The sequence below is a fragment of the Streptomyces sp. NBC_01788 genome (assembly GCF_035917575.1).
In the GTDB taxonomy this organism is placed as follows: domain Bacteria; phylum Actinomycetota; class Actinomycetes; order Streptomycetales; family Streptomycetaceae; genus Streptomyces.
The window spans coordinates 3,580,276-3,604,362 of the sequence record NZ_CP109090.1; the positions used below are offsets into that span (position 1 = coordinate 3,580,276).

At 72.8% G+C, this 24,087-nt stretch carries 21 protein-coding genes; 10 read left to right on the forward strand and 11 right to left on the reverse strand.

Annotated features, from left to right (window positions below; all coding sequences use genetic code 11):
* Positions 1-227 precede the first annotated feature (227 nt).
* Positions 228-2,543, reverse strand: coding sequence for a serine/threonine-protein kinase (locus tag OIE49_RS16200; RefSeq protein WP_326802941.1), 2,316 nt, complete (start codon positions 2,541-2,543; stop codon positions 228-230).
* Between the two features lie 212 nt (positions 2,544-2,755).
* A complete protein-coding gene (locus tag OIE49_RS16205; protein ID WP_326802942.1) occupies positions 2,756-3,481 on the reverse strand; it encodes a VOC family protein in 726 nt (241 codons plus the stop codon).
* 134 nt (positions 3,482-3,615) lie between these two features.
* Between OIE49_RS16205 and OIE49_RS16210 the strand changes: the two genes are divergently transcribed.
* Positions 3,616-4,248: a TetR family transcriptional regulator gene (locus tag OIE49_RS16210; protein WP_100568931.1), complete on the forward strand. Its 633-nt coding sequence runs from the start codon at positions 3,616-3,618 to the stop codon at positions 4,246-4,248.
* Between the two features lie 112 nt (positions 4,249-4,360).
* Here OIE49_RS16210 and OIE49_RS16215 read toward each other — a convergent pair whose 3' ends face one another.
* The gene (locus OIE49_RS16215; protein WP_326802943.1) at positions 4,361-5,032 is read right to left on the reverse strand and encodes a hypothetical protein; all 672 of its coding nucleotides are present in this window, start codon (positions 5,030-5,032) and stop codon (positions 4,361-4,363) included.
* A gap of 171 nt (positions 5,033-5,203) precedes the next feature.
* Between OIE49_RS16215 and OIE49_RS16220 the strand changes: the two genes are divergently transcribed.
* The 4 genes from OIE49_RS16220 (at position 5,204) to OIE49_RS16235 (ending at position 10,454) form a co-directional block, all read left to right on the forward strand.
* Positions 5,204-6,412, forward strand: coding sequence for a HupE/UreJ family protein (locus OIE49_RS16220; RefSeq protein WP_326802944.1), 1,209 nt, complete (start codon positions 5,204-5,206; stop codon positions 6,410-6,412).
* A gap of 125 nt (positions 6,413-6,537) precedes the next feature.
* A complete protein-coding gene (locus OIE49_RS16225; protein WP_326802945.1) occupies positions 6,538-8,517 on the forward strand; it encodes a metallophosphoesterase family protein in 1,980 nt (659 codons plus the stop codon).
* 93 nt (positions 8,518-8,610) lie between these two features.
* Positions 8,611-9,756, forward strand: a complete 1,146-nt coding sequence (locus OIE49_RS16230; RefSeq protein WP_326802946.1) for a WxL protein peptidoglycan domain-containing protein — start codon at positions 8,611-8,613, stop codon at positions 9,754-9,756.
* Between the two features lie 32 nt (positions 9,757-9,788).
* Positions 9,789-10,454, forward strand: coding sequence for a pyridoxine/pyridoxamine 5'-phosphate oxidase (locus tag OIE49_RS16235; protein WP_326802947.1), 666 nt, complete (start codon positions 9,789-9,791; stop codon positions 10,452-10,454).
* Between the two features lie 6 nt (positions 10,455-10,460).
* On the opposite strand, the gene OIE49_RS16240 is transcribed toward OIE49_RS16235, so the two are convergent.
* Both OIE49_RS16240 and OIE49_RS16245 read right to left on the reverse strand, forming a co-directional pair.
* A complete protein-coding gene (locus tag OIE49_RS16240; RefSeq protein ID WP_326802948.1) occupies positions 10,461-11,336 on the reverse strand; it encodes a GNAT family N-acetyltransferase in 876 nt (291 codons plus the stop codon).
* A gap of 41 nt (positions 11,337-11,377) precedes the next feature.
* Entirely contained in the window at positions 11,378-11,980 is a 603-nt protein-coding gene (locus OIE49_RS16245) for a GNAT family N-acetyltransferase (protein WP_326802949.1), read from the reverse strand.
* Positions 11,981-12,099: 119 nt separating this feature from the next.
* On the opposite strand from OIE49_RS16245, the gene OIE49_RS16250 reads away from it, so the two are divergent.
* Entirely contained in the window at positions 12,100-13,314 is a 1,215-nt protein-coding gene (locus OIE49_RS16250) for a flavin-containing monooxygenase (RefSeq protein ID WP_326802950.1), read from the forward strand.
* Positions 13,315-13,354: 40 nt separating this feature from the next.
* Here OIE49_RS16250 and OIE49_RS16255 read toward each other — a convergent pair whose 3' ends face one another.
* A complete protein-coding gene (locus OIE49_RS16255; RefSeq protein ID WP_326802951.1) occupies positions 13,355-14,683 on the reverse strand; it encodes an MFS transporter in 1,329 nt (442 codons plus the stop codon).
* 72 nt (positions 14,684-14,755) lie between these two features.
* Here OIE49_RS16255 and OIE49_RS16260 point away from each other — a divergent pair, with 72 nt between their 5' ends.
* The gene (locus tag OIE49_RS16260) at positions 14,756-15,769 is read left to right on the forward strand and encodes a GlxA family transcriptional regulator (protein WP_326802952.1); all 1,014 of its coding nucleotides are present in this window, start codon (positions 14,756-14,758) and stop codon (positions 15,767-15,769) included.
* Positions 15,770-16,157: 388 nt separating this feature from the next.
* Here OIE49_RS16260 and OIE49_RS16265 read toward each other — a convergent pair whose 3' ends face one another.
* The 3 genes from OIE49_RS16265 to OIE49_RS16275 all read right to left on the reverse strand — a co-directional run bounded on the left by OIE49_RS16265 (position 16,158) and on the right by OIE49_RS16275 (position 18,328).
* Positions 16,158-16,667, reverse strand: coding sequence for an ATP-binding protein (locus OIE49_RS16265; protein WP_326802953.1), 510 nt, complete (start codon positions 16,665-16,667; stop codon positions 16,158-16,160).
* A gap of 611 nt (positions 16,668-17,278) precedes the next feature.
* Entirely contained in the window at positions 17,279-17,791 is a 513-nt protein-coding gene (locus tag OIE49_RS16270) for an EF-hand domain-containing protein (protein WP_326802954.1), read from the reverse strand.
* A gap of 168 nt (positions 17,792-17,959) precedes the next feature.
* Positions 17,960-18,328, reverse strand: coding sequence for an STAS domain-containing protein (locus tag OIE49_RS16275; RefSeq protein ID WP_100568943.1), 369 nt, complete (start codon positions 18,326-18,328; stop codon positions 17,960-17,962).
* Positions 18,329-18,765: 437 nt separating this feature from the next.
* Here OIE49_RS16275 and OIE49_RS16280 point away from each other — a divergent pair, with 437 nt between their 5' ends.
* Positions 18,766-19,347 carry an RNA polymerase sigma factor gene (locus OIE49_RS16280; RefSeq protein ID WP_326802955.1) on the forward strand — a complete coding sequence of 194 codons (582 nt, stop codon included), beginning with the start codon at positions 18,766-18,768 and terminating at the stop codon, positions 19,345-19,347.
* Entirely contained in the window at positions 19,344-20,513 is a 1,170-nt protein-coding gene (locus OIE49_RS16285) for a maleylpyruvate isomerase N-terminal domain-containing protein (protein WP_326802956.1), read from the forward strand. The genes OIE49_RS16280 and OIE49_RS16285 overlap by 4 nt, the downstream gene beginning before the upstream one ends.
* 709 nt (positions 20,514-21,222) lie before the next feature.
* Here OIE49_RS16285 and purU read toward each other — a convergent pair.
* Both purU and OIE49_RS16295 read right to left on the reverse strand, forming a co-directional pair.
* Positions 21,223-22,107 (reverse strand): formyltetrahydrofolate deformylase, encoded by an 885-nt coding sequence (purU, locus tag OIE49_RS16290; RefSeq protein WP_100568947.1) that lies wholly within the window; start codon positions 22,105-22,107, stop codon positions 21,223-21,225.
* Positions 22,108-22,153: 46 nt separating this feature from the next.
* On the reverse strand, positions 22,154-22,654 hold the full coding sequence (locus OIE49_RS16295; RefSeq protein WP_100568948.1) for an SCO4402 family protein: 501 nt from the start codon (positions 22,652-22,654) through the stop codon (positions 22,154-22,156).
* 116 nt (positions 22,655-22,770) lie between these two features.
* On the opposite strand from OIE49_RS16295, the gene OIE49_RS16300 reads away from it, so the two are divergent.
* Positions 22,771-24,072: an ABC transporter substrate-binding protein gene (locus OIE49_RS16300; protein ID WP_326802959.1), complete on the forward strand. Its 1,302-nt coding sequence runs from the start codon at positions 22,771-22,773 to the stop codon at positions 24,070-24,072.
* The last annotated feature ends 15 nt before the right edge of the window (positions 24,073-24,087 follow it).

Here is a 24,087-nt window from a genome sequence, read left to right on the forward strand (position 1 = left end):
AGGGGGAGCCGCCGCGGCCGAGGTGTGTCCGGGGGCGGGTCGGCGTCACCCGGTCGGCGCAGTGGCGGCTCGGTGTGACTCGCGTGGCGGCGGTGCCGCACGCGGAGTAGCGTCGTATGCGCCGGTGGTGACCAAGAGCGCCGTCGGCCAGGACCGACGGCCGTCGTCCGAGCGCCCCTTCCGCGCATCCCGTACGGCGGCCGTCACCCCCACCTCCCCGCGCGGGTTCAGGTGGTGCGGGCGGTGCCCGTCCCCTTCTCCGCGTCCAGGGCGTACACGCAGCGGTCCTTGCTGCACGCGTACACGACCCCGTCCCTGACCACCGGGGAGCCGGTGATCTCGCCGCCGGTGGCGAGCTTCCAGCGCAGCCGGCCGTCGTCGGCCTTGAGCGTGTACAGCAGGTGGTCGGTGGAGCCGAAGTGGATACGGCCCTCGGCGACCGCCGGGGCACCGACGATCTCGCCGCCCGCCTGGAAGCGCCACTTGGGCGTTCCGGTGACCGCGTCCAGGGTGTACAGGCCCCGGCCGCTGCCGACGTGGACGTGCCCGGCGGCGACCAGGACCGGGGCGACGGAGGCCCGGGACTCGGTGGCGATGCGCCAGCGGTCGCGGCCGTCGGTGGCGTCGAGGGCGTAGACGGTGCCGAGGTAGTCGGCGAGGTAGACGCCGCCGCCGCTCACCGCCGGACCCGGCGCGAAGGCCGGCGGGCAGAGGAAGACCGCGGGCGCCTCGAAGTGCCAGCGGACACGGCCGCTCGCCACGTCCACGGCGAGCACGCGGGTGCCGGCGCAGACGTAGACGTAGCCGTCCGGGGCCGGGGTGACGCGCACCGGCACGCCGCCGCAGGAGGCCGCGTCGCCGATCGGGTAGGACCAGCGCTCCTCGCCCGTGCGGGCCTCCAGGGCGCGCAGGCGGGCGTCCTGCCAGACGTACACCGTGCCGTCGTGGACGACGGGGCCCGCCTCGGGGGACTCGAAGTCGGTCTGGCAGCCGGCGATCTCCCACAGCTTCTGGCCGCCCGCGGCCTCCCAGGCCTGGACGCCCCCGCCGCGGGTGCCGGTGACGACCGTGCCGCGGTCGGCCTTGAGGGAGTACACCCAGGCGTCGGTCTGCACCCGCCACAGGTCGGTGCCCTCGCGGGCGTCCAGGGCGAACAGGGTGGGCCCGTCGGAGGCGTGCACCCGGCCGTCGGCGACCGCCATGGACCAGGCCACGTCGCGGGTCTTGAAGCGGCGGCGGCCGGTGGCCACGTCCAGGGCGTGCACCTCGAAGGAGGTGACGTAGACGAGGTCGTCGGCGACGGACGGGGTGCCCCAGACGTCGTTGGACATGCGGAAGCGCCACGGGCGCCAGCCGGTCGGCGTCTCCGGCGGCATGGCCGGTACGGCGGGGTCGGCGCCGTTGACGCCGGGGTGCGGCCGGGACCAGGTGGCGGCCAGGCCCGCCTCGGGCGGGGGCGCCTTGACGGCGGCGGCACGGGCGTCGGCGACGCGCGGACCGGGGCCGATCGGCACCTGGGCGCCGGCCAGCCGCACGGGACCGGAGTCGGGGATGCCCACCGGCGCGGGTACGGCCGGGGCCGGGACGGCGGGGCTGTGCGACGGCGGCGGCGGTACGGCGACCCGTGGGGCGGGCGGCAGGGCCAGGCGGCCGCCGCGGCGGGACTCGATGAGGCCGACCGCCGGCTCGGGCAGCCAGGCGGAGGCCGTACCGCTGTCGTCGGAGCCGGAGCCGAACAGATGGGGCGCGAGCTGGGCCTGGAGGTCGGCCGGCTTGGGCCGCCCGGTGGCCTCCATCTGCATGCAGGAGTCGATCAGCGGACGCAGCTCGTCCGGGAGTCCCTCCAGGTCGGGGCCCTCGCGCAGCAGCATGAAGACCGTCTCGACGGGGTTGGCGCCGTGGAAGGGCGGATGCCCGGTGGCGGCGAACACCAGCATCGAGCCGAGCGAGAAGACGTCGCTGGCGCCGGTGACGCTGCGCGAGTCCTTGGCCTGCTCCGGGGACATGTACGCGGGCGTGCCGACGGCGACGTTCGTCATGGTCAGCCGGGTGTTGGAGACCCCGGAGGCGATTCCGAAGTCGATCACGCGCGGCCCGTCCTCGACGACGAGGACGTTCGACGGCTTCAGGTCGCGGTGGACGAGCCCGGCGCCGTGGATGGACTGGAGCGCCTCGGCGACGCCCGCCGCCAGCCAGCGCACCGCCTGGGCCGGGAGCGGACCGCACTCGGTCACTATCTCCTCCAGGGAGGGCGCCGGGACGTAGGCGGTGGCCAGCCACGGCACGGCGGCGCGCGGGTCGGCGTCGACGACCGCGGCCGTGTAGAAGCCGGAGACCGCCCGCGCGGCCTCCACCTCACGCGTGAAGCGGACCCGGAAGAGCTGGTCCTCGGCCAGCTCGGTCCTGACCGTCTTGATCGCCACGCGCCGGCCGGACGCCGAGCGCGCGAGATAGACCAGCCCCATGCCGCCGGCACCCAGCCGTCCCAGCACCTCGAACGGCCCGATCCGCCGCGGGTCGTGCTGCGTCAGCTGATCCACCACTTGCCTGCCACCTCCCCGTACGAGCCGCGCCACCCACATATGTACGCGACCGAAGTGCAGCGTCTCACCACCGCACCGCCGTGGCGGCACGCACCCTGATTCTTCCTGTCCGGCGCACAGGTTGCGAACCCGGCGACACATCGGGATGTCACGCCGCAAAACCCCCTCTTCCCGGTCGGGGGGCGGATTTCACCTCTCCGATCGCCGCTCCCTCACCTCTCCAGGAGGGCGAAGGACGCCCCCTGATTGTCGGCGACGACGGCGACGGTTCCGTACGACGTCCCGAAGGGCGGCACCTGCACCCGTCCGCCGAGCCGGGCGACCGTGCCGAGAGCCTCCTCCAGCTCCGCGACCCGGAAGTGGACGAGGAAGTGCGGCGGCATCTCGGCCGGGAAGACGTCGGAGACGGCGGCCCGGCCGAATTCGGGCTCGGCGCCCGGCCCGAACAGGGCGTCGTGGAACAGTCCGCCGTAGAAGACGTTGGCGGCCTCGGTGTCGCGGGCGTAGAGCTGGGCCCAGACGAAGGTGCCCGGCTCGTGGCGTCTGCCGAAGCCCTGGTGGCTGTCCGGCTGCCACAGCCCGAAGACGGCGCCCTCGGGATCGGCGGCGAGGGCGGCCAGGCCCAGGCCGTCGACCCGGGCGGGCGGGATCACGATCTGCCCGCCGCCGGCCCCGATCCGCTCGGCCAGCGCCCGGATGTCCGGGGTCGCGAAGTACACGGTCCAGACGGTGGGCATACGGCCGTCCGTCTTCGGCGAGAGCGCGGCGACGGGCTCCCCGTGCAGCCGGGCCGGTACGGACGCTCCGTACGTCTCCTCCGCGAAGCTCCACCCGAAGAGCTCACCGTAGAACCGCTTTCCCGCCTCGACGTCGGGAAGCTGCGCGTCCACCCAGCAGGGGACGCCCTCTGTGCTCGCGGATGCCCTGTTTTCGGCCATGTCGCCAAAGTAGCCGGGTCACGCGCAGCCCGCAGACCAGGCACACCAGCCTCTCCGAGCTCATGCACCCCATTTGCAGTCGGCCGAATCGCGCTCCGATCACTGCTCGGTAAGCTGACGACATGACAGGACAAGTGCGTACCGTCGACGGCCGCGTGGCCGGTCGACGTGGGCAGGCGACCCGGCAGAAGCTGCTCGACTGCCTCAGCGAGATGCTCAGCTCCTCCCCCTACCGGGACGTCAAGGTCATCGATGTCGCCAGGAAGGCGGGGACTTCGCCCGCGACCTTCTATCAGTACTTCCCCGATGTCGAGGGCGCCGTTCTGGAGATCGCCGAGCAAATGGCCGCCGAGGGCGCCGGGTTGGCCGAGCTGCTCGAAGGCCGGTCGTGGGCCGGGAAGGCCGGCTGGCAGACGGCGCAGGAACTCGTGGACGGGTTTCTCGAGTTCTGGCGCCACAACGACGCCATTCTGCGCGTGATCGATCTCGGTGCCGCCGAGGGCGACAAGCGCTTTTACAAGATCCGTTCGAAGATCCTGAACTCCGTGAACAACTCCCTGGCGGAATCTGTCACCGAACTCCAGTCCAAGGGCCGGGTCGACAAGGATGTGAATCCGGCCGCGATCGCCGGTTCGCTGGTCGCTATGCTCGCGGCGGTCGCCTCCCACCAGAAGGGCTTCGCCCCGGGGGTGAAGCAGGCCGAGCTGAGGCCGAACCTGGCGCTCCTGGTTCACCTGGGCGTCACCGGCAAGAAGCCGACGCGATAGCCCGTGCACCGGCCTCGGACTCCGTCCGGGCCCCAAGTCCTGTCAGGCAGGCGGCGGTCCACCCGGGTGGACCGCCGCCTGCTGCCATGTGCGGGGAGAAACCCGAACGACCCTAGAGCCGGTCGAGCCAGATCACGATGCCCGTCAGGTCGTGGAGGACGGCCGCGACGCCCGCCCGGACGGCTGCGGCGCAGCGCGCGGCGGTGAACGACTCCGGGTCGTAGGTCGAGGACATGCCGAGTCCCTCGCCCCGGAACGAGGCACCGGACCAGTCGACCGCCGTGACGTTGTGGGTGGGTTCGGCGAGCTCCGCGCCGACGACGAGGAACTGCTGCGACAGATGGCTCGCGGTGACCACGGCGAGCGGGTCGACGAGATCGTTGCCCGCGCCGACGACCAGGTCAGGGCCCATGCCGATGGCCCTGTCGATGGCGGGAACGAGGTCGTGGGGGCCGTCGGCGGTCACCGTCCTGAGGTTCACGTGCTCGCTCGCGGCCCAGTCCTTCACCGCCGACACCAGGGCCCTGGTCGGACGGTCGTCGCCCGCGGTGAGCAGCACCACGCGGTAGCCCTTCGGCGGGTGCACACCGTTCCAGGAACCGGGCCGCGGCGTGACCGTGGCCTCCGGGGTGGGCGGGGCGGAGGGGTCGGTGAACCCCGCGCCGAGCATGCCCACGGCGGTGGGCTTCGCGTGCGGCTGTGACCAGTCGTCGCCGGAGCCGCATCCGGTGACCAGCGCGGCGGCCGCGGCCAGCGTGGCAACGGCCCGAAGCGGGGAGCGCAAGGCGATCGTCCTCCGAGTGATCGTGGGTGCGCCGCCATCCTGCTATCCGCGACCGCCACGGGTCGCCCCCGCGAGGGCCGATACGGGGCTTGTTTCTCAACGGTTCGCCGACGGGCCGGAGTTTGTTCACCGATGACATGCACCGTGCACGGGAAACCCCAAGGAGCCACCATGTCATCACGGGTCCGCCGCGCCCTCGTCGGAATCACCGCGGCAGTGATCGCCTTCCTGGGCCTCGGGCAACCGGCCTCGGCCCATGGATTCTCGTCCGTCGTGTACGTCCACATCACGGGCGGCGACGGCGGACGCATACGCACGGTGCTGGAGCTGGAGTACGACCTCTTCGTCGTGTCCGCCGCCGACGCCGAACACGACGACCCCCTCTTCCGGGCCGGCACCGCCGCCTTCGAGGCCGAGGACGCCCGGGCGCAGGCCGCGGCGCTCGAGTCGCACGCCGCCTCGGCCGTCACGTACGTCACCGGGCGCTTCTCGGTCGCCGCCGGCGGCAAGGCCTGCACACCGTCGCGGGCCGGCGACGTCACGATGGGCCGGCGGGAGGGCGTCCCGTACGCCTCCCTGCCGCTGGAGTGGGCCTGCCCCGCGGAGGGCGGCGACCGCGAGGTGCGCAGCACGCTCTTCCCCGACTCCGAGGGCTACGTACGCGGCACCAGGACGATCGCCACCTACGACCTCACCGGTCTCTCCGGCAGCGCCGCGCTCGACGCCGGGCATCCGTCCTTCTCGATCAGTCAGTCGTGGTACGAGCGGTTCTGGGAGTTCTTCCGCCTGGGCGCCGAGCACCTGCTGACCGGAGTCGACCACATCCTGTTCCTGCTGGCGCTCATCGCCGGGTCCCGCCGCCTGCGCGAGATCGTGCTCGCGGCCACGAGTTTCACCCTGGCCCACTCGGTGACGTTCCTGCTCGCCGCCCTCGGCCTGGTGGAGGCGCCGGAGCGGATCGTGGAGCCCGTCATCGCGCTGTCGATCGCCGTCGTCGCCGGCTGGCACCTGTTGCGGCTCCGGCGGCACGACGACGTGGCCACGCTCGCCGGACCCGCGGAACAGGGCCCGTTGGGCCTGGACCGGGCCGGATGGCTGCGCCTCGGGGTCGTGTTCTGCTTCGGCCTCGTGCACGGCCTGGGGTTCGCAGGCGCCCTCGGGATCGACGAGCCGTGGTCGTGGACCCTGCTGTGGTCCCTGCTGGTGTTCAACGTCGGTATCGAAGCAGTGCAGTTGGGGATCATCGTGATCGTCTTCCCGCTCCTCGCGCTGCTGCGTCACCGTGCGCCGAGGGCGGGCATGTGGGCGACCGGCGCACTGTGCGCGGGGGTGGCCGTCATGGGTTCGGTGTGGTTCGTACAGCGGGTGCTCGAAGGCTGAGAACAGCGCAGGTCTAGCGCGAAGTTCAGCTGATTCCAAGATCGCATTTGCGATTGATTTACCAAATCCGGAGACCTTGATGGCCTCCATTCCATGCACCTCCGTGCACCAAAGGAACGAATCTGATGATTTCGAGACCCTCCTCGTCGGCTTCCGGGTCGGCGCGGCGCCGCGTGGCCACGGGTGCCGCCGCGGCATTCCTGGGCCTGACGGTGGCCCTCGGCAGCGGCCTGGCCTCCCCGGTCCAGGCGGCCGAGACCAGCACGTTCACCGGCATCATCCTCGGCGTCGGCGCCAACGAGTCCCAGCGCACCGTGACCTGGTACTCCTCGGCCGACACCGCGCAGAAGGTCCAGCTCGCGCCGACGGCGCAGGTGGACAAGGGCGAGTTCCCGGCCTCCGCCATCACCTTCGACGCCCTCGGCGGGGAGAACATCGCCACCAGCGGCGGCTACAACCGCCACGCCACGCTCACCGGTCTCCGTGAGCACACGGCCTACTCCTACCGGGTCGGCTCCGAGGGCAACTGGTCCTCCGCGTACTCCTTCAAGACGCAGGACTTCAAGGGCGACTACGACTTCCTGTTCTTCGGCGACCCGCAGATCGGCTCGTCCGGCAACACCGGCAAGGACCAGGCCGGCTGGCAGGACACCCTCGACGTCGCGCTCGGCGCCAACCCGGACAGCGAGCTGCTGGTGTCGGGCGGCGACCACGTCGAGACCGCCAACACCGAGTCCCAGTGGAACGCCTTCCTCGCCCCCGACCAGCTCCGCCAGTACCCGTGGGCCGCCACCATCGGCAACCACGACGTCGGCGGCAAGGCGTACGAGCAGCACCTCTACACGCCGAACACCGACCGCTCGGCGCCGCTGTACTCCAACGGCCAGCCGGGTTCCAACACGTCGGGTGGCAACTACTGGTACATCTACAAGGATGTGCTGTTCATCGACATCAACAGCAACAGCTACGCCACCAGCCAGGGCGGCGGCGGCGACGCCGCGCACATCGGCTACGTCACGGACGTCATCAACAAGCACGGCTCCGAGGCCAAGTGGAAGGTGCTCGTCTTCCACCACGCCATGTACTCGCCGGCGTCCCACGCCAAGGACTCCGACGCCAAGGTCCGCCGAGGCGACCTGCCGGCCGCCTTCTCCAAGCTCGGTGTCGACCTGGTGCTGGCCGGCCACGACCACGCCTACTCGCGCAGCTACCTGCTGAAGAACAGCGAGAAGCAGAACAAGGACGAGCAGCCCGGCGCCGCCGACGTGTACCCCGGCCCCGGCGGTGTGCTGTACGTGACGGCCAACTCGGCCTCGGGCTCGAAGTACTACGGCATCACCAAGCCGGACACCAGCGGCACGAGCGGCGCCGGCAACGGTGCCGACCCGCTGAACCCCGGTAACTACTGGTTCAACTCGGTCCAGAACCAGGAGAACGTCCGCAGCTACGTCAAGGTCAAGGTCCGCAACGACAAGCTCGTCGTCGAGAACCTGCGCAGCGGCACCTGCGCGGCGCCCAACGCCGCGGTGGAGCTCGGCCAGTCCTCCTGCGTCAACACGCCCTCCGGTCAGCCGGTCGGCTCGGTCGTCGACAAGGTCACCGTGCACCCGTACCACGGCGACGGCCAGGACATCCAGGTGAACGTCCCGAACGCCGCCCCGGGCGAGTTCGGCTGGACGATCGACGGCTACAACGGCCTGGTGGACCTCGGCACCGCCAAGGACCACGACGGCGACTACTTCCAGGCCACCGGCAGGATCAACCCGATCCTCGTGTCGGACAGCCGCCGCTCGCTCGCCCCGTGGTCGATCTCGGCCAGCGTGGGTGACTTCAAGGACGCCGACAAGGTGTTCTCCGGTGCCTACCTCGGCTGGACGCCGAACGTGCTCCAGGAGGGCGCCGGCGCCAAGGCCAGCGGGGAGGTGGCCTCCGGCTACGACGGTGGCGGCGCGGGTCTGTCCGTCTCGCGCGGTCTGGGCTGGGCCGACCAGGGTCACCCCAAGGGCAAGGCCAAGCTGGGCGCCGACCTGGATCTGAGGATCCCGGGCAGCGTCGACAAGGGCGCCTACCGCGCCACTCTCACGATCACCGCTCTGAGCAGCTGACCGTAACCGCTTGACCAGGGGGGTGGGCACCTTCCGGTGCCCACCCCCCGCCACTCGTTCCAGACCCGCACCAGACCGCCCGAGGACCCCGAGATGCCCCTGCCCGCAACGCGCCGGAAGACCACGGTCACCGCACTCGCCCGCACCGCCGCCCTGGCCCTGCTCCTGGCCTTCGCCCTCACCGGGCTGCGGGCCGCCCCGGCCGCGGCGGACGGCGGCGACGTCACCTGGACGGTCAGGACGGCGCCGAACAGCTACGGTGCCGACCGGTCCAGCTTCAGCTACGCCGTGAACCCCGGTGGACGCGTCGAGGATGCCATGGTGGTCTCCAACCGCGGCAAGTCCCCGCTCACCCTGGCCGTGTACGCCGCCGACGGCTTCACCACCGACACCGGCCAGCTCGACCTGCTCACCAAGGACAAGAAGTCCGTCGGCATCGGCGCCTGGGTGCACGCCGACCGCACGAGCGTCGTCCTCAAGCCCGGCACGTCCGTCAAGGTCCCCTTCACGGTCACCGTGCCCGGCAACGCCACGCCCGGCGACTACGTGGGCGGCGTCCTGACCTCGCTGCGGCAGTCCGACGAGGCCGAGGGCATCAACGTGGACCGGCGCCTCGGCATCCGGGTCAAGCTGCGCGTCAGCGGCGACCTCCGACCGGCCCTGGCGGTCGAGAACCTGCACGTGGACCACTCCGGCTCGGCCAACCCGTTCGCCACGGGCGACGCCACCGTCACGTACACGATCCACAACACCGGCAACGCCGTGCTCTCGGCCCGGCAGGCGGTGTCGGTCTCGGGCCCGTTCGGATGGCTGCGCACCGAGGCGGGCCGGATCCCCTCGCCGCCCGAGCTGCTCCCGGGCGAGAGCTGGAAGGTGAAGGTGCCCGTGCACGGCGTGGTGCCAGGCGTCGTCCTGACCGCGACCGCCACCCTCACTCCCCTGCTCACCGACGCGTCGGGCTCCACCACCACGCTCGACCCGGTGACGGCCACCGCGCACGGCTGGGCCGTCCCGTGGACGCTGCTGCTGCTCCTCGTCCTGCTGATCGCGGTCGCCGTCGGAGCGGTCGTCCGCACCCGCCGCGGCCGCGCCCGCCGCAAGCTGCGCGAGGACGCCCGCGTACGGGACGCGGTCGAACAGGCGCTGCGCGAGCAGCGGACCACTGAGGAGGCCGAGGAGACCGAGGAGGTCACGGAGCGCCAGGAGGCCCCGGAGACCCCGGAGGCCCGGAAGAGCTGAGGTCCGGCGCGGGGCGGGGCGATACTCGGGGCATGGAACCGGATCTTCACGAGCTGCTGACGTCACTTCGCGTCTGGGACCCGGAGCTCACCGAACTGCCCGCCCTCGACCCCGCGGCGGCACCCGCCGCCCCGCTGCCCCTCTTCGCGCGGTGGCTGGCGGAGGCGGCGGCGGCCGGGCAGCCCGAGCCGCACACGATGTCGCTGGCGACGGCGGACGAGGAGGGCCGGCCCGACGTCCGCATCGTGATGCTGCACGGCGCGGACGCCGAGGGCTGGTCCTTCGCCACCCACGCCGGCAGCCGCAAGGGCCGCCAGCTCGCCGCGAGTCCGCATGCCGCCCTCGCCTTCTACTGGCCGGTCCTGGGCCGCCAGGTCCGCGTCCGGGGCCCGGTCACTCTCGCCCCGCCCGAGGAGGCGCAGGCGGACCTGCACGCCCGCTCGACGGGCGCCCTGGCCGCCGCCCTCACCGGTCGGCAGAGCGAGGTCCTGGACTCCCTGGACGAGCTGGCCCGGGCCTCGGAGTCGGCCTGGGAGCGGGCCGCCGGCGCCCCGGACACCGAGGTCCCCTCCTGGACCCTCTACCGCCTCCGGCCCACCGAGGCCGAGTTCTTCCAGGGCGACGCCCGGCGCCGCCACGTGCGGCTGCGTTACCGCCGTACGCCGGACGGCTGGGCGCGCGAACTGCTGTGGCCCTGACCCGGCTCAGCCGAAGTCGTACATCGCGAAGTCGGACACCGGCCGGTAGCCGATCCGCTGGTAGAGGCCGTTGCTGGTCGGATTGGCGAGGTCGGCGAACAGCAGCACCTCCTCGGCCCCCGACTCCAGCGCGGCCCGGCTGACCTCGACCGTGACGGCGCCCGCGTACCCGCGCCCCCGCAGGTGCGCCGGTGTGTAGACCGCGACCACCCGCACCTGCCCGGCGACCTTAGGAGTCGTGCCCGCCATGGCGACGGGCGTCCCGTCCGGGTCCTGCCAGAACATGACGTCGCCGCGGCGCACCCGCTCGTCCGCCCAGCGCTGCGGGTCGTGGACGCCCGGCTCGCCGACGGCGACCGAGAACTCCTCGAACCACCGGGCCAGTCGCTCGCGGTCCGCCTCGCCCGCCACTCTGGCCCGGCCCGGCGGAACCTGCCGCGGCACCGTCAGCTCGCCCAGCCGGTAGAGCCGCACCCGCTGCCGCAGGTGTACCTCGGCGCCGGTGATCCGGCGCCAGGCCCCGGCGAAGGCGGCGGCGGTGTCGCGGTCCGCGGTGACACCGGACACCTGGTGTCCCGCGTCGGCGAGCCGGGCCGCGAGCACGGCGGCCTCCTCCTCGGTCAGGACGGTGAGCAGGAGCGGATGGGGCGGCGTGCGCAGGAAGGCGGCCCGCGTGCCCGCCCCGCCGGCCCCGTCCAGCAGGCCGAACTCGGGTGCGGCGTCGCCGTAGTGCCGGTCGCCGCTCAGGCGCAGGTTCTCCGTCACCGTGAGGAGGATGGTGTGCGGTGCGGGCCGTGAGCGGAGGAACTCCCCTCCACGCGCGAGGAATTGCCCGACGTCGTCGGTCAGGTGCCAGTCATCGGTGGTCGTCCCGGAAGTCATGCCCCATGGTCCCGCCCACGGCCGTCCGGCGCCCGCGAATTTCAGGGGCGCTCCGGCTCCGGGTCCGTGGCCAGACGCGCGTGCAGGTGCGCGTCCCGGAAGGCGTCGCGGCGGTCCGGCTCGAAGATCGCGCCGCGCATCGTGCCCTCGTACCGGAAACCGCAGCGCTCGGCGACCCGGCAGGACGCCCCGTGGCCCACGGCGTGGTCCAGTTCCAGCCGGTGCAGGCCCAGTTCGCCGAACGCCCAGTCCGCCACCAGCCTCAGCGCCCGGGTGGCGACCCCGCGGCCACGGGCCTCGGGCAGGACCCAGTAGCCGGTCGTCGCGACGCCGAGCAGCGGGCGGATGTCGTTGACGCCGATGTGCCCGAGCGTCGTGCCGCTCCCTGCGTCCGCGATCACGAAGGACGCGGCCGCGCCCTCCCCCGCGCGCAGGGCGCGTGCCCGCAGCGAGTCGCGGGCGCCGGTGAGGTCCGTGACGGGGACGAGCGGTGTGTTCCAGCGCCGGAACTCCGGGTCGGTGACGCCGCGCAGCCACGACCGCACGTCGGCGTCGGACTCCGGGTCCCACGGACGCAGCAGCAGCCCGTTCCCCGAGGTCCGTGCCGTGGCGAGGTTCCGTATGTCATGCGGGTCGGCGGTCACCGGCCCATTAGACACCGCACCGCACCCGGATCGCACAGGTGTTCATTCGTGATCAATCCGCAACCGATACCAGCATTGACCGCGTCCCCTCAACCCGGCAGGCGATTACCCTCATGCCCATGACCGACTCGACCACCGTCTCCGCGGCGCGGCACGCCGACCGTCCCGTCTACGTCATCGGCGGCGGTCCGGGCGGCCTGGCCGCCGCGCAGGCGCTGCGCGCACGGGGAATACGCGCGGTCGTCCTGGAGAGGTCCGACCGGGTCGGGGCGTCCTGGCGGCGCCACTACGACCGGCTGCGCCTGCACACCACCCGGCGCAGCTCCGCGTTGCCGGGGCTGCCGATGCCGCGCCGGTTCGGCCGGTGGGTCGCGCGCGACGACGTGGTGCGCTACCTGGACAAGTACGCCGAGCACCACGGCCTCGAGATCGTGACCGGCGTCGAGGTCTCCCGCGTCGAACCCGCCCCTGACGGCACCGGCTGGCTGCTGCGCGCCTCCGGCGGACGGGAGCTGACCGGCGGTGCGGTGGTCGTCGCCACCGGCCACAACCACACGCCCCGCCTGCCCGACTGGTCCGGCCGGGAGACCTACCAGAACGGGCCCGGCGAGCTGGTGCACGCCGGTGAGTACCGCAACGCCGAACCGTACGCCGGGCGTGACGTGCTGGTCGTCGGTGTCGGCAACACCGGCGCGGAGATAGCCGTGGACCTGGTGGAGGGCGGGGCCGAGCGCGTACGGCTGTCGGTGCGCACTCCCCCGCACATCGTGCGCCGGTCGACCGCCGGGTGGCCCGCCCAGTACACGGGCGTGCTCGTGCGGCGGCTGCCGGTCCGGCTCGTCGACGTGCTCGCGCGACCGGTGGCGAGGGTGAGCGTGCCGGACCTGTCGGCGCACGGCCTGCCCCGCCCCCGCACCGGCCTGTACTCGCGGGTCGCCCAGGGCGCGATCCCCGTCCAGGACGTCGGTCTCCTCAAGGCGGTCCGCAAGGGCAGGGTCGAGATCGTGGCCGCCGTGGAGGGCTTCGAGAGCGGCAAGGTGCTCCTCGCCGACGGCACCCGCATCCAGCCGGACGCCGTCATCGCCGCCACCGGCTACGTCCGCGCCCTGGAGGGGCTGGTCGGCCATCTGGACGTGCTCGACTCCCGCGGCAGGCCGGTGGTCCGCGGTCGACGCACGCCGAAGAACGCGCCCGGCCTGTACTTCACCGGCTTCACGAACCCCATCAGCGGCATGCTCCGCGAACTGGCCCTGGACGCCGAGCGGATCGCCGGTGCCATCGCGAAGGAGAACGCCCGCAAGGACGGCCGCAAGGTCTCCCGGCTGCCGGCCTGATCCGCCTGGCGCCCCGTCACATCCGTCGGGGTCGTGGGCTTCAGGCGGCCGCGGGGCTCAGGACCCCCGGCCGCCGCCGGATCACCAGCGCCATCAGGGCCGCCGCGGCGCACAGCGCGCCCGAGGCGTACCAGACCACGTCGTAGGAGCCGAAGACGTCCCGCGCGAGACCGCCGAGGTAGGCGACCAGCGCCGCGCCGACCTGGTGGGAGGCGAGCACCCAGCCGAAGACGATCGCGCTGTCCTCGCCGTAGTGCTCACGGCACAGGGCGAGGGTGGGCGGCACGGTGGCGACCCAGTCGAGGCCGTAGAAGACGATGAAGAAGATCATCGGCGGGTGCACGCTCGGCGCCAGCAGCATCGGCAGGAACAGCAGCGAGACACCGCGCAGCGCGTAGTACACGGCGAGCAGGCGGCGTGGTTCGAAGCGGTCGGTGAACCAGCCGGAGGCGATGGTGCCGGCCACGTCGAACACACCGATGACCGCGAGCAGCGAGGCGGCCGCCGTGATGGGCATCCCGTGGTCGTGGGCGGCGGGCACGAAGTGGGTCTGGATCAGGCCGTTGGTGGAGGCGCCGCAGATGGCGAAGGTGCCGGCCAGCAGCCAGAAGGGCCCGGTGCGCACCGCGGAGGACAGGACGGCCAGGGTGCGACGGGCGGCCCCCGGCACGGGCACGGGCTTCGGCACGAACTCGTCGGCGCCGTACGGCTTGACGCCCACGTCCGCCGGGTGGTCGCGCAGCAGCAGCCAGACGAAGGGCACGACGGCGAGGGCGGCCAGCGACACCGTGACGGCGGCCGGGCGCCAGCCGTGCGACTGGACGGTCCAGGACAGCACCGGCAGGAAGATGAGCTGGCCGGAGGCGGAGGCGGCGGTGAGGATGCCGGTGACCAGGCCGCGCCGCTCCGTGAACCAGCGGTTGGTGACCGTCGCGGCGAAGGCCAGCGCCATCGAGCCGGTGCCGAGGCCGACCAGCAGGCCCCAGCACAGCCACAGTTGCCAGGCGGTGGTCATCCACACGGTCAGACCGGACCCGGCGGCGATCACCACGAGGGCGGCGGCGACCACCCGGCGGATGCCGAAGCGGTCCATGAGCGCGGCGGCGAAGGGCGCGGTGAGCCCGTACAGCGCGAGGTTGATCGAGACCGCGGCGCCGATCGTGCCCCGCGACCAGCCGAACTCCTGATGGAGCGGGTCGAAGAGCAGGCCGGGCAGCGAGCGGAAGGCCGCGGCGCCGGTGATCGTGACGAAGGTGACGGCGGCGACGAACCACGCGCGGTGGACACGGGCCGCGCGGCGGGCGGACGGCGTCCGGGCCGTGGCGTCGGACGCGGGGGTGTCGGAGGCGGGTTCGGTTGTCTGGGTCACGCCATAGAGCGTGCGGCAAGGGCCCGAATCTCCTCCACTGGCCCGAAGGACAGCATTCGCTAGGATCGGGCCATGGACCAGGCCACGGACTTCCGCCCGCACCGCGTCGCCGTCCTCGCCCTCGACGGGCTGCTGCCCTTCGAGCTGGGCATCCCGCACCGGATCTTCGGGCGGCCCCTGGACGCCGCCGGACGGCTGCTGTACGAGGTCGTCACCTGCTCGGTCCGGCCGCCAGGACCGGTGCAGACGGACGCCGACTTCTCGATCCACGTGCCGCACGGCCCCGAGGCCCTGGCCACCGCCGACACCGTGATCGTCCCGGCCTCGTACGAGCTCGGCCCGGTCTACGAGAAGGGGGTGCTGACCGGGGAACTGGCCGCCGCCCTGGCACACATCCGGCCCGGCACCCGGCTCGCCTCCATCTGCACGGGCGTGTACGTGCTGGCCGCGGCGGGGCGTCTGGACGGGCGGCGCGCCACGACGCACTGGGCCGACGCCGACCGCTTCCAGCGGGTGTTCCCGCGGGTCCGGGTGGACGCGGACGTGCTCTTCATCGACGACGGCGACGTGCTGACCTCGGCGGGCGTCGCGGCCGGGATCGACCTGTGCCTGCACATGGTGCGCCGCGACCACGGCACGGCGGTCGCCAACGAGGTGGCCCGGCGGACCGTCGTACCGCCGCACCGCGACGGCGGTCAGGCGCAGTACATCCACCGGCCGGTGCCCGACCCGCAGCGCGCCACCACGACCACCGCGCGCGCGTGGGCTCTGGGCCGCCTGCACGAGCCCATCCGGTTGCAGGACATGGCCGCGCGGGAGGCGATGTCGGTACGGACCTTCACCCGGCGCTTCCGCGAGGAGGCCGGGATCAGTCCGGGGCAGTGGCTCACCCAGCAGCGCGTCGAACGGGCCCGGCACCTGCTGGAGTCCACGGACCTGTCCATGGACCAGGTGGCCCGGGACGCCGGCTTCAACACGGCGCAGTCGATGCGGCAGCATCTCCAGACGGCACTCGGGGTGACACCGACGGCCTACCGGCGGACCTTCCGGGTGAACGGATCGGCGAGGGCCGAAGCGGAGGTCTAGGGTCCCGCGAGTTGTCCACAGCCTGTGGATGACGTCCGGGTGCTCCGGAAGGCAGGGCGGGCCCGGCCGGCGGCGCGCCCCTGCCCGTCCCCCACGCGGCAGCGCGCGCCGCCCTCCGATCCCGGCACACCGGTCCCACCCCCTCGAACCCTGAAGGGACCGGTCGGCGCCGACATCACGACCCACACTCGTCGAGGACTTCCGGTGCCCCAGCCCTCGTCGTCCCCTCGCGGCGAATCGCTGACCACCAGCGTGATCAAGCGGACACGAGGCGTCAACACCGCCCTGACGATTTACCCGTTATGCCCGCTCGCAACGGGGCGCGCACAGAAGCATCTCCCGGCGCACGGCCTCGCCGCCGGGACAACGGGGTTACGGGGTTACGGGGCTATACCGCCCCGTAGGCGAGCCCGCCGTAGGCGCCGTACCCCCCGTACGCCAGACCCTCGTACGCCGGGGACGTGCGGCCGCAGCTCGCCGGCACCGACGTCTCCGCCGCGTCAACCGCCTTGGTGCAGCTGTCGAGTTCGCACCAGATGCGCTTGCCCACGCCCTCCGGGCACCAGCCCCACCGGTCGGCGAGACCGTCGACGAGGGCGAGGCCGCGGCCGCCGGTCGACTCGTCACCGGGACAGCGCGGCACGGGGGCCCGGGTGCTGGCGTCGGCCACCTCCAGGCGCACGGTGGCCGCCCCGGCCGGCTCCCCGGACAGGAACAGCCGCAGCACGGCCGGGCAACCGGTGTGCACCACGGCGTTGGTGACCAGTTCGGAGACGAGCAGGACGAGGGTCTCGGCGAGCGGCTCATCCGCCGCTATCCCCGACCCGGCGAGCCGGGAGCGGGCCCAACGCCGGGCACGCCCCACCTCCGCGGGGTCGGGCCGGATCTCCAGCTGCACTTGAAGCACCTGCACCGCTCACACCATCCGAACCGGCGGACACACAGCCTCGCGCCTCACGAGGCCACGATCGTAGCCATTTTCCGCATGACCAGAACAACAGCCAGAGCAAGTGTCACGGAACGTGACTCCCTGGAGAGACAGCATGGTTGACGCACCGTCACCGCAACAAGCGCTTCGGGCATATTCCCGCGCGAAGGAGTACCCGTGCGGCATACTGTGCGACACCCGTCATGGGATGGCTCAAGCTCGGAACCACTCGCATTTCACACAAGGTACCCGAGCGCGACGGCGACTCCGGGACGTGACGAGTCGCGCGCGGGACACAACCCGGCACCACGCTCCGTGATCATTGAATGCCACGATCAGTGACATTCGCCCGCGGGGGACCACGATGCCGGGGCCGCCCAGGACCGCCGGTGTCACCGCACGCGGGCACGACGCACGGCAGCCGAGGCACCGATCGGCGTTCCGAACTGCTCGTGCGCCCGGGCGTGTTGCGCGACTCGGCCCGTACGCGAACGTGCGAGCCCCCTCGGCGGGGCGGGGCGCCGCAGAGGGGGCTCAAGTACGGTGTTCTCGCAGGTTGTTGGGGGCGGGTGGGGCCGGCGCTACTCGGGGACGGTGAAGTAGCGGGCGAAGGCGGGCACGATCTCCTGCTCGCCCACCCTGCCGTCGCCGTCGGTGTCGAGCGCGGCGGCGATGAACCCGGCGGCCCCCTCGGGCACGCCGAGCACCCGGAGCACGCGCACGGTGTCCTCGATCGTGGCGGCGCCGTCGCCGTCGGCGTCCGCGACGGCCAGGGCGGCGTGCAGGAAGGGGCGGGCGATCTCGGCGAACCGCTCGGGGTTGTCGCGCAGGCGCTTGACCGCGCCGGTCACGAACTCCTCGCGGGTGATGCGCTGGTCGCCGTCACGGTCGGCGATCCCGGCCATGCCCTGCCAGAAGGCCTCCGCGCCGGCGTACAGGGCCTGGCCCTTGTCGGAGCGGGCGGCGGTGGCGAACTCGGCGAGCAGCGAGCGGGCCGCCACGCTGAAGTCCTCGCGGTCGATGTAGCCGTTGCCGTCCTGGTCGAAGGTGGCGAACCGCACCGCGATCCTGCGCTCGTACTCGCTGCTGACCATGTCTTACGGGCCGCCTTACGGGTGGGGTTGCGTCTGGCAGGGAGCGTACGACGCGCACAGCGCTCCGGGGCGCGAACACCACGGTCGGGTAAGGACCGGGCGAATTCCGGGACAACGGGGGGTTGCCCGTGAGAGGGGAGCGGCGGTGACCGCCGGGGCGGACGGCCGTCAGGCGGACAGCGGCTCGTCGTCCACCGCCGCCGCCAGATCCGCGTAGACGTCGAAGAGGCGCCGGACACCGAGCGCGCCGAGGACCCGGTTGACGTGGGAGCCGTCGACCGCGCCACGGGCCGGGAGGATCAGGCGCAGCCGGCCCTGGCAGGAGCGGATCAGACGGCGGGCGGCTATGAGCACACCGACGCCGCTGGAGTCGCAGAAGAAGACCTCGGAGAGGTCCAGGACGAGGTCGTGCCGCCCCTGGGCCACCACCTCGTGCACTCTCTGGCGCAGGACCGGCGAGGTCACCAGGTCCAGTTCACCGGCGACCCGGAGCACGCTCCACTCGCCCTGTTCGTCGTCGGTCACCTTGAACGCCACGGCCCGCCCTCCGTCAGCCGGAACTTCCCCGGAACCGCCCGGAAACGGAACCAGTCCCTACGCTTCTTTCCGCGCGGCTGCCCAGCGGCCGTTCCCCCAAACGCCGTACAGCAAACCGAGACCGATCCACCAGGGGCTTGTTTCAGTCACCTTCGGTCGTGTTCTATCCGGGTTGACATGAAAGCGAAAGGCCAGGCGGGACAGAAGGGGCAAGTCACTCGCCAGGTGCCATAACACCTCTCGCTCCCCCTATCACCAGCGGCTCTTCAGGGGGCGCACATTGTCATAAAGGGGCGTGCGCTGTCGGACATGCCGACTACATTCGAGACGACCACGTCGGACACGCTGAACACCGTCGGACGCACGGTCGGACACGGAGCTGGACGGGAGCGGGCCGGGACGCGGGGCGCGGCACGGCCGGGCACGGAGGGGGCCGTATGGCGAAGAAGGACGCACCGCCCCACTGGGACCGCGGAATGCGGGAGCGGCTCCTGCGAGGAGAGGCGGCCGCCCTCGGTGAGCTCTACGACCGTTTCGCCTCGCTCGTGCACGGCCTCGCCCACCGGGTCCTCGGCGACGAGCAGGCCGCCGACCACATCACCCGCGAGGTGTTCGCCCACGTCTGGGAGCACCCCGACGCCTACGACCCCCGGCAGGGCCCGCTGCGCGCCTGGGTGGCCGGTCTGACCCACCGCCTCGCCGTACAGCGGCTGCGCGCCACCGAGACCGCGGCGCTGGCCCGCGGCGGGCCGGGCTCCGCCGAGGAGCTGGAGCACAGGGTGTGCCGCGCCTCCGCCGCCGCCCGCGCCGACTACATCGTCCACGCCATGCCGGCCCCGCTGCGCGCCGCCCTGGAACTCGCCTGCTTCCAGCGCCGCGACTACCGGCAGACCGCCGCCGACCTCGGCGTCACCGAGGACGAGGCCCGCCGCCGCCTGCGCCTTGGCCTCCAGCTCCTCTCCACCGCCCACCACACGGACGTCCCCGGCGCGCCCTCCCACTACGGAGGCGCCGCATGACCCCGAACGACCCCCGGGAGCCGGAGGACCGGGGCGCGCCGGAGGACCGGGACGGGGCGGCGCATCAGTTGCTGAAGTCGCTGCTCGGGGCGTGGGCGCTGGCCGCGTGTTCGCCGGAGGAGACGGCGGCCGTGGAGGAGCACCTCGGCGAGTGCGGCACGTGCGCGGAGGAGGCGCTGGGGCTGCGGGAGGCGGCCACCCTGCTGCACCGGCCCGACACGCTCGACCTCGACCCGGGGCTGCGCACCCGGGTCCTGGCGGGCTGTCTCGAACGGCGGCCGCCGCACATCCCGGTGCCCGGCTGGGCGGCGCCCTACGACGCCGAGACCGCCCGCCTGGACGCGCTGCTCCAGGACATGGGTGACGCCGAGTGGGAGGCGCCGGTGCGGCTGCGGTGGTTCGAGGGCGAGGACGCCACCAGCCGGCGCACCACCGTCGCCGGGGTCATCGCGCACCTGATGAGCGTCGACGGGCTGGTCGCGGTGGCCCTCGGCCTGGACGACCCGCTCGGCGACGCGACCTCCGCCGACGGCCCCTCTCCCGCGGCGCGCACCGAGGCGTACTGGCGGGTCGCGCACTCCCCGCCGGCCCGTTCGGTGCGGGCGCCGTGGCGGGAGCAGACGCACGACCTGGTCCGCACGGTCTCCTTCGCCGCGAACGCCGTGAAGGAGCCGCCGGTGCCGTACGGCGCCTTCGCGCTGCCGCTGCCCGACGCGATGCTGGACCGCGCCTTCGAGTGCTGGGTGCACGCCGAGGACATCGCGGAGGCGGTGGACTACCCGTACGATCCGCCGGCCCCGCGCCATCTGCACCGGATGATCGACCTCGCCGCCCGGATGCTGCCGGGGGTGCTGGCCGCCCGGCGGCAGGCCGGGCTCGCCTCCCCCGCCCGCACCCGGCATCTGGTGACCGCGGGCGACCCCGGGCGCAGTCTGCGCCTTGAGATCGAGGGGCTGGGCGGCGGCCAGTGGTTCATCCCGCTCGACTCGCCCGGAGCGGTGGGCTCTGCGGACCACGAGGTGGCCCATGTGGCGCTGGACGGCGTCGAGTTCTGCCGGCTGGCGGCGGGGCACGTGACACCGCGGGAGGCGGCGGCCGGCCAGGTCGGCGACCGTGAGGCGATCCGGGACGTGCTGTGCGCGGCGGCGTCACTCAGCCGTATGTGAGACGGCCACCGACCGGCCCCAGGGCTGCCGCAGACCGGCCCCCACGGACCGCCATCGGGCGGACCTGCGGACCGCCGTCGACTGGCCTGCCCCCCACGGACCGCCGCCGACCGCCCCACGGACCGCTGCCAGTCGGCCGCCACCGACCGCCCCACGGACCGCCACCGACCGCCCCACGGACCGCCGTCGACTGGCCTGGCCCCCACGGACCGCCGCCGACCGCCCCACGGACCGCTGCAGGCCGGCCGCCACCGACCGCCCCACGGACCGCCATCGGGCGGACCTGCGGACCACCGCCGACCGGCCTGACCCCCACGGACCGCCGCCGACCGCCCCACGGACCGCTGCCAGTCGGCCGCCACCGACCGCCCCACGGACCGCCACCGACCGCCCCACGGACCACCGCCGACCGGCCTGGCCCCCACGGACCGCCGCCGACCGCCCCACGGACCGCTGCCAGTCGGCCGCCACCGACCGCCCCACGGACCGCCATCGGGCGGCCCCACGGACCACCGCCGACCGGCCTGACCCCCACGGACCGCCGCCGACCGCCCCACGGACCGCTGCCAGTCGGCCGCCACCGACTGCCCACGGACCGCCACCGACTGGTCTGGCCCCCACGGACCGCCGTCGGTCGCCCCCTGGACCGCTGCAGGCCGGCCCCCACGGGCTGCCGCCGGACGGCCCCTTGGACCGCCGTCGGGCCGCGCTACGCGAAGACCACCGTCCGGCGACCGTTCAGCAGGATCCGGCGCTCCGCGTGCCACTTGACCGCGCGGGCGAGCGCCTGGCACTCCACGTCACGGCCGATCGCGACGAGCTGGTCCGGGGTGACATCGTGGCCCACCCGCTCGACCTCCTGCTCGATGATCGGGCCCTCGTCGAGGTCGGCGGTCACATAGTGCGCCGTCGCGCCGATCAGCTTCACGCCCCGGGCGTGCGCCTGGTGGTACGGCTTGGCGCCCTTGAAGCTCGGCAGGAACGAGTGGTGGATGTTGATGATCCGGCCGCTGAGCTGCTTGCACAGGTCGTCGGAGAGGACCTGCATGTAGCGGGCGAGGACGACCAGTTCGACCTTCTCCTCGCGCACGAGCTCCAGCAGCCGCGCCTCGGCCTCGGACCTGGTGTCCCTGGTCACCGGGATGTGGTGGAAGGGAATGCCGTACGACCCCACCAGCTCGGCGAAGTCGGTGTGATTGGACACCACCGCCGCGATCTCCACCGGCAGCGCGCCGATCCGGTCGCGGAAGAGCAGGTCGTTCAGGCAGTGCCCGAACTTGCTGACCATCAGCACGACACGCATCTTCTCGTCGGCCCGGTGGATCTGCCAGTCCATCCCGAAGGAGTCGCCGATCGCCGCGAAGCTGGCGCGCAGCTTGTCCACCGTCACCGGAGCCTCGGCCGAGAAGTGGACCCGCATGAAGAACAGTCCCGTGTCGTGGTCACCGAACTGCTGGCTGTCCTCGATGTTGCAGCCCGTCATGAACAGATAGCTGGACACCGCGTGCACGATGCCCTTCTTGTCCGGGCAGGACAGGATGAGGATGTACTGCTCGGCCGGCGCCTCGGCGGCTCGGGAGGACTGCTCGCTCATGCGTGACAGCGTCTCACGTCCGGGCCCGCAAGTGGTCCGTCGTCCGCTAGGCGGACCGGGTCATGATGCGCAGCACCTCCAGGCTGCGGGGCGGCGTGTCCGGGTCCTCGCCGTCGCTCGCCGCGAGCCGCACATGCGCGTCGTGGGCCGCCCGCACCGCCTCCGGCCAGGCGTCGTGGTCGAGGTAGGCGGACACCGGCGCGTCCGGGCCGACCTGGTGCATGATCCGCAGCACCCGCAGGACCGCGGTGTCGACGAGCGCCGCCTCCTGCGAGTCCCGGAAGATCGTGCCGACGTACTTCTCGGCGGACCAGTTGTCCAGCCAGGTGTCCTCGACCAGGCGGTAGACGGCGTCGGTCACGTCGCCGTACCCTTCGACGCCTGCCAGCCAGACGTCCCGCTGGAACACCGGGTCGGAGAGCATGTGCAGCGCGGAGCGCACATTGCTGCGCCAGCGCCACCACGGCATGTCGTTGAGTGGCATGCCGCCCATGGTGGAGGAGCGACGGCCGCGACGGGAAGAGTTCTCCGAACCTTGCACGGTCACCGATCGTACGTTCCCCGCCCCAGGGGCCCCACCTGCCCCCGTAATTCACTCATCCGTCACCACCCATTGACCGAGAGTCATCACCGGGTTGGTGATGTGACGGAATCGTGCGGAGCATGACCGGCAGGCGAAGTTCCCATGGCCCGTTCCTCTCCACCCTCACCCGGTCCGTGAGAAGAACCCTGTCGCCGGTGGGAGTTCTGCTGGCGTGCGCCTCGCTCGCCGCCGGCTGCGGCGTCGTCCCCGGTGCCACGGGGGGCTCGGGGGACGGCTCCGTCACCGTGATGACGTGGGCGCCGGAGAACACCCCGGCGACCAACAAACCCGGCATGCCCGCCATGGCCCGTGCCTACGCCCGCTGGGTGAACTCCCACGGCGGTGTCGCCGGCCGCAAGCTCAACGTTCTGACCTGCAACGAAGGCAACGACAGCGTGGGCGCGGCGAAGTGCGCCCGGCGTGCGGTGAAGGAGAACGCGGTCGCAGTCGTGGGCTCCTACAGCCAGTACAGCGACTCCTTCTTCCCGCCCCTGGAGGGGGCCGGCATCCCGTACATCGGCGGCTACGGCGTCACCACCACCGAGTTCACCCGCGCCCTGTCCTACCCGGTCAACGGCGGCCAGCCCGCGCTGCTGGCCGGTCTGGGCAAGGAGCTCGCTCCGCACTGCGGCCCGGTCACGCTGATACGGCCCGACAGCATCGCGGGCGACGAGCTGCCCGGGCTGCTCAACGCGGGCCTGCGGGCCGGTGGCCACGAACCGGCCCACGACCAGCGGGCCGCCGAGGACGCCACCGAATACTCCGGCCAGGCCGATCAGGCGCTGCGGCAGTCGAGCGCCGAACCGGCGCGCACGGGCTGCGTGATCCCGGCCCTCGGGGAGCGCACGAACATCTTCATGGACTCCTTCCGCCGCGCCCGCGACGCCTATCCGCAGGTGCGCACCGCCGCCGTGCTCGGCAGCGTCGACCAGACCGTGATCGACGCGAGCGGCGGGAAGTCCGGCCCGTACGAGGGGTCGTACCTCACCGGCTGGTACCCGGTGGCGGGCGACTCGCGCTGGGAGCCGATGAAGAAGGTGATCAATGAGGCGGCCTTCGGCGACAACCGCGTCGACCCGCAGGACGCCGGGGTGCAGACCACGTGGATCGCCTACACGGTGCTCCGGACCGTCCTGGAGCAGATCGGCGACGGGGAGGTGAGCGCCTCCACCGTGCGGCGCGCCCTCGACGGCGGGCTGGAGGTCCGCACCGGCGGGCTGACCCCGCCGCTGCGGTGGCGCCTGTCCGACCTGCTCGCCTCCACCGGCCTCGCCCGCCTCACCAACGCCGACGTGTCCCTTCAGACGGTGCGGCAGGGTCGGCTGGTGCCCGCCACGAAGGGCTTCGTCAACGTGGGAAAGACGCTGGAGGGCGCCGGCTGAGTCCGCCGCCCTCCC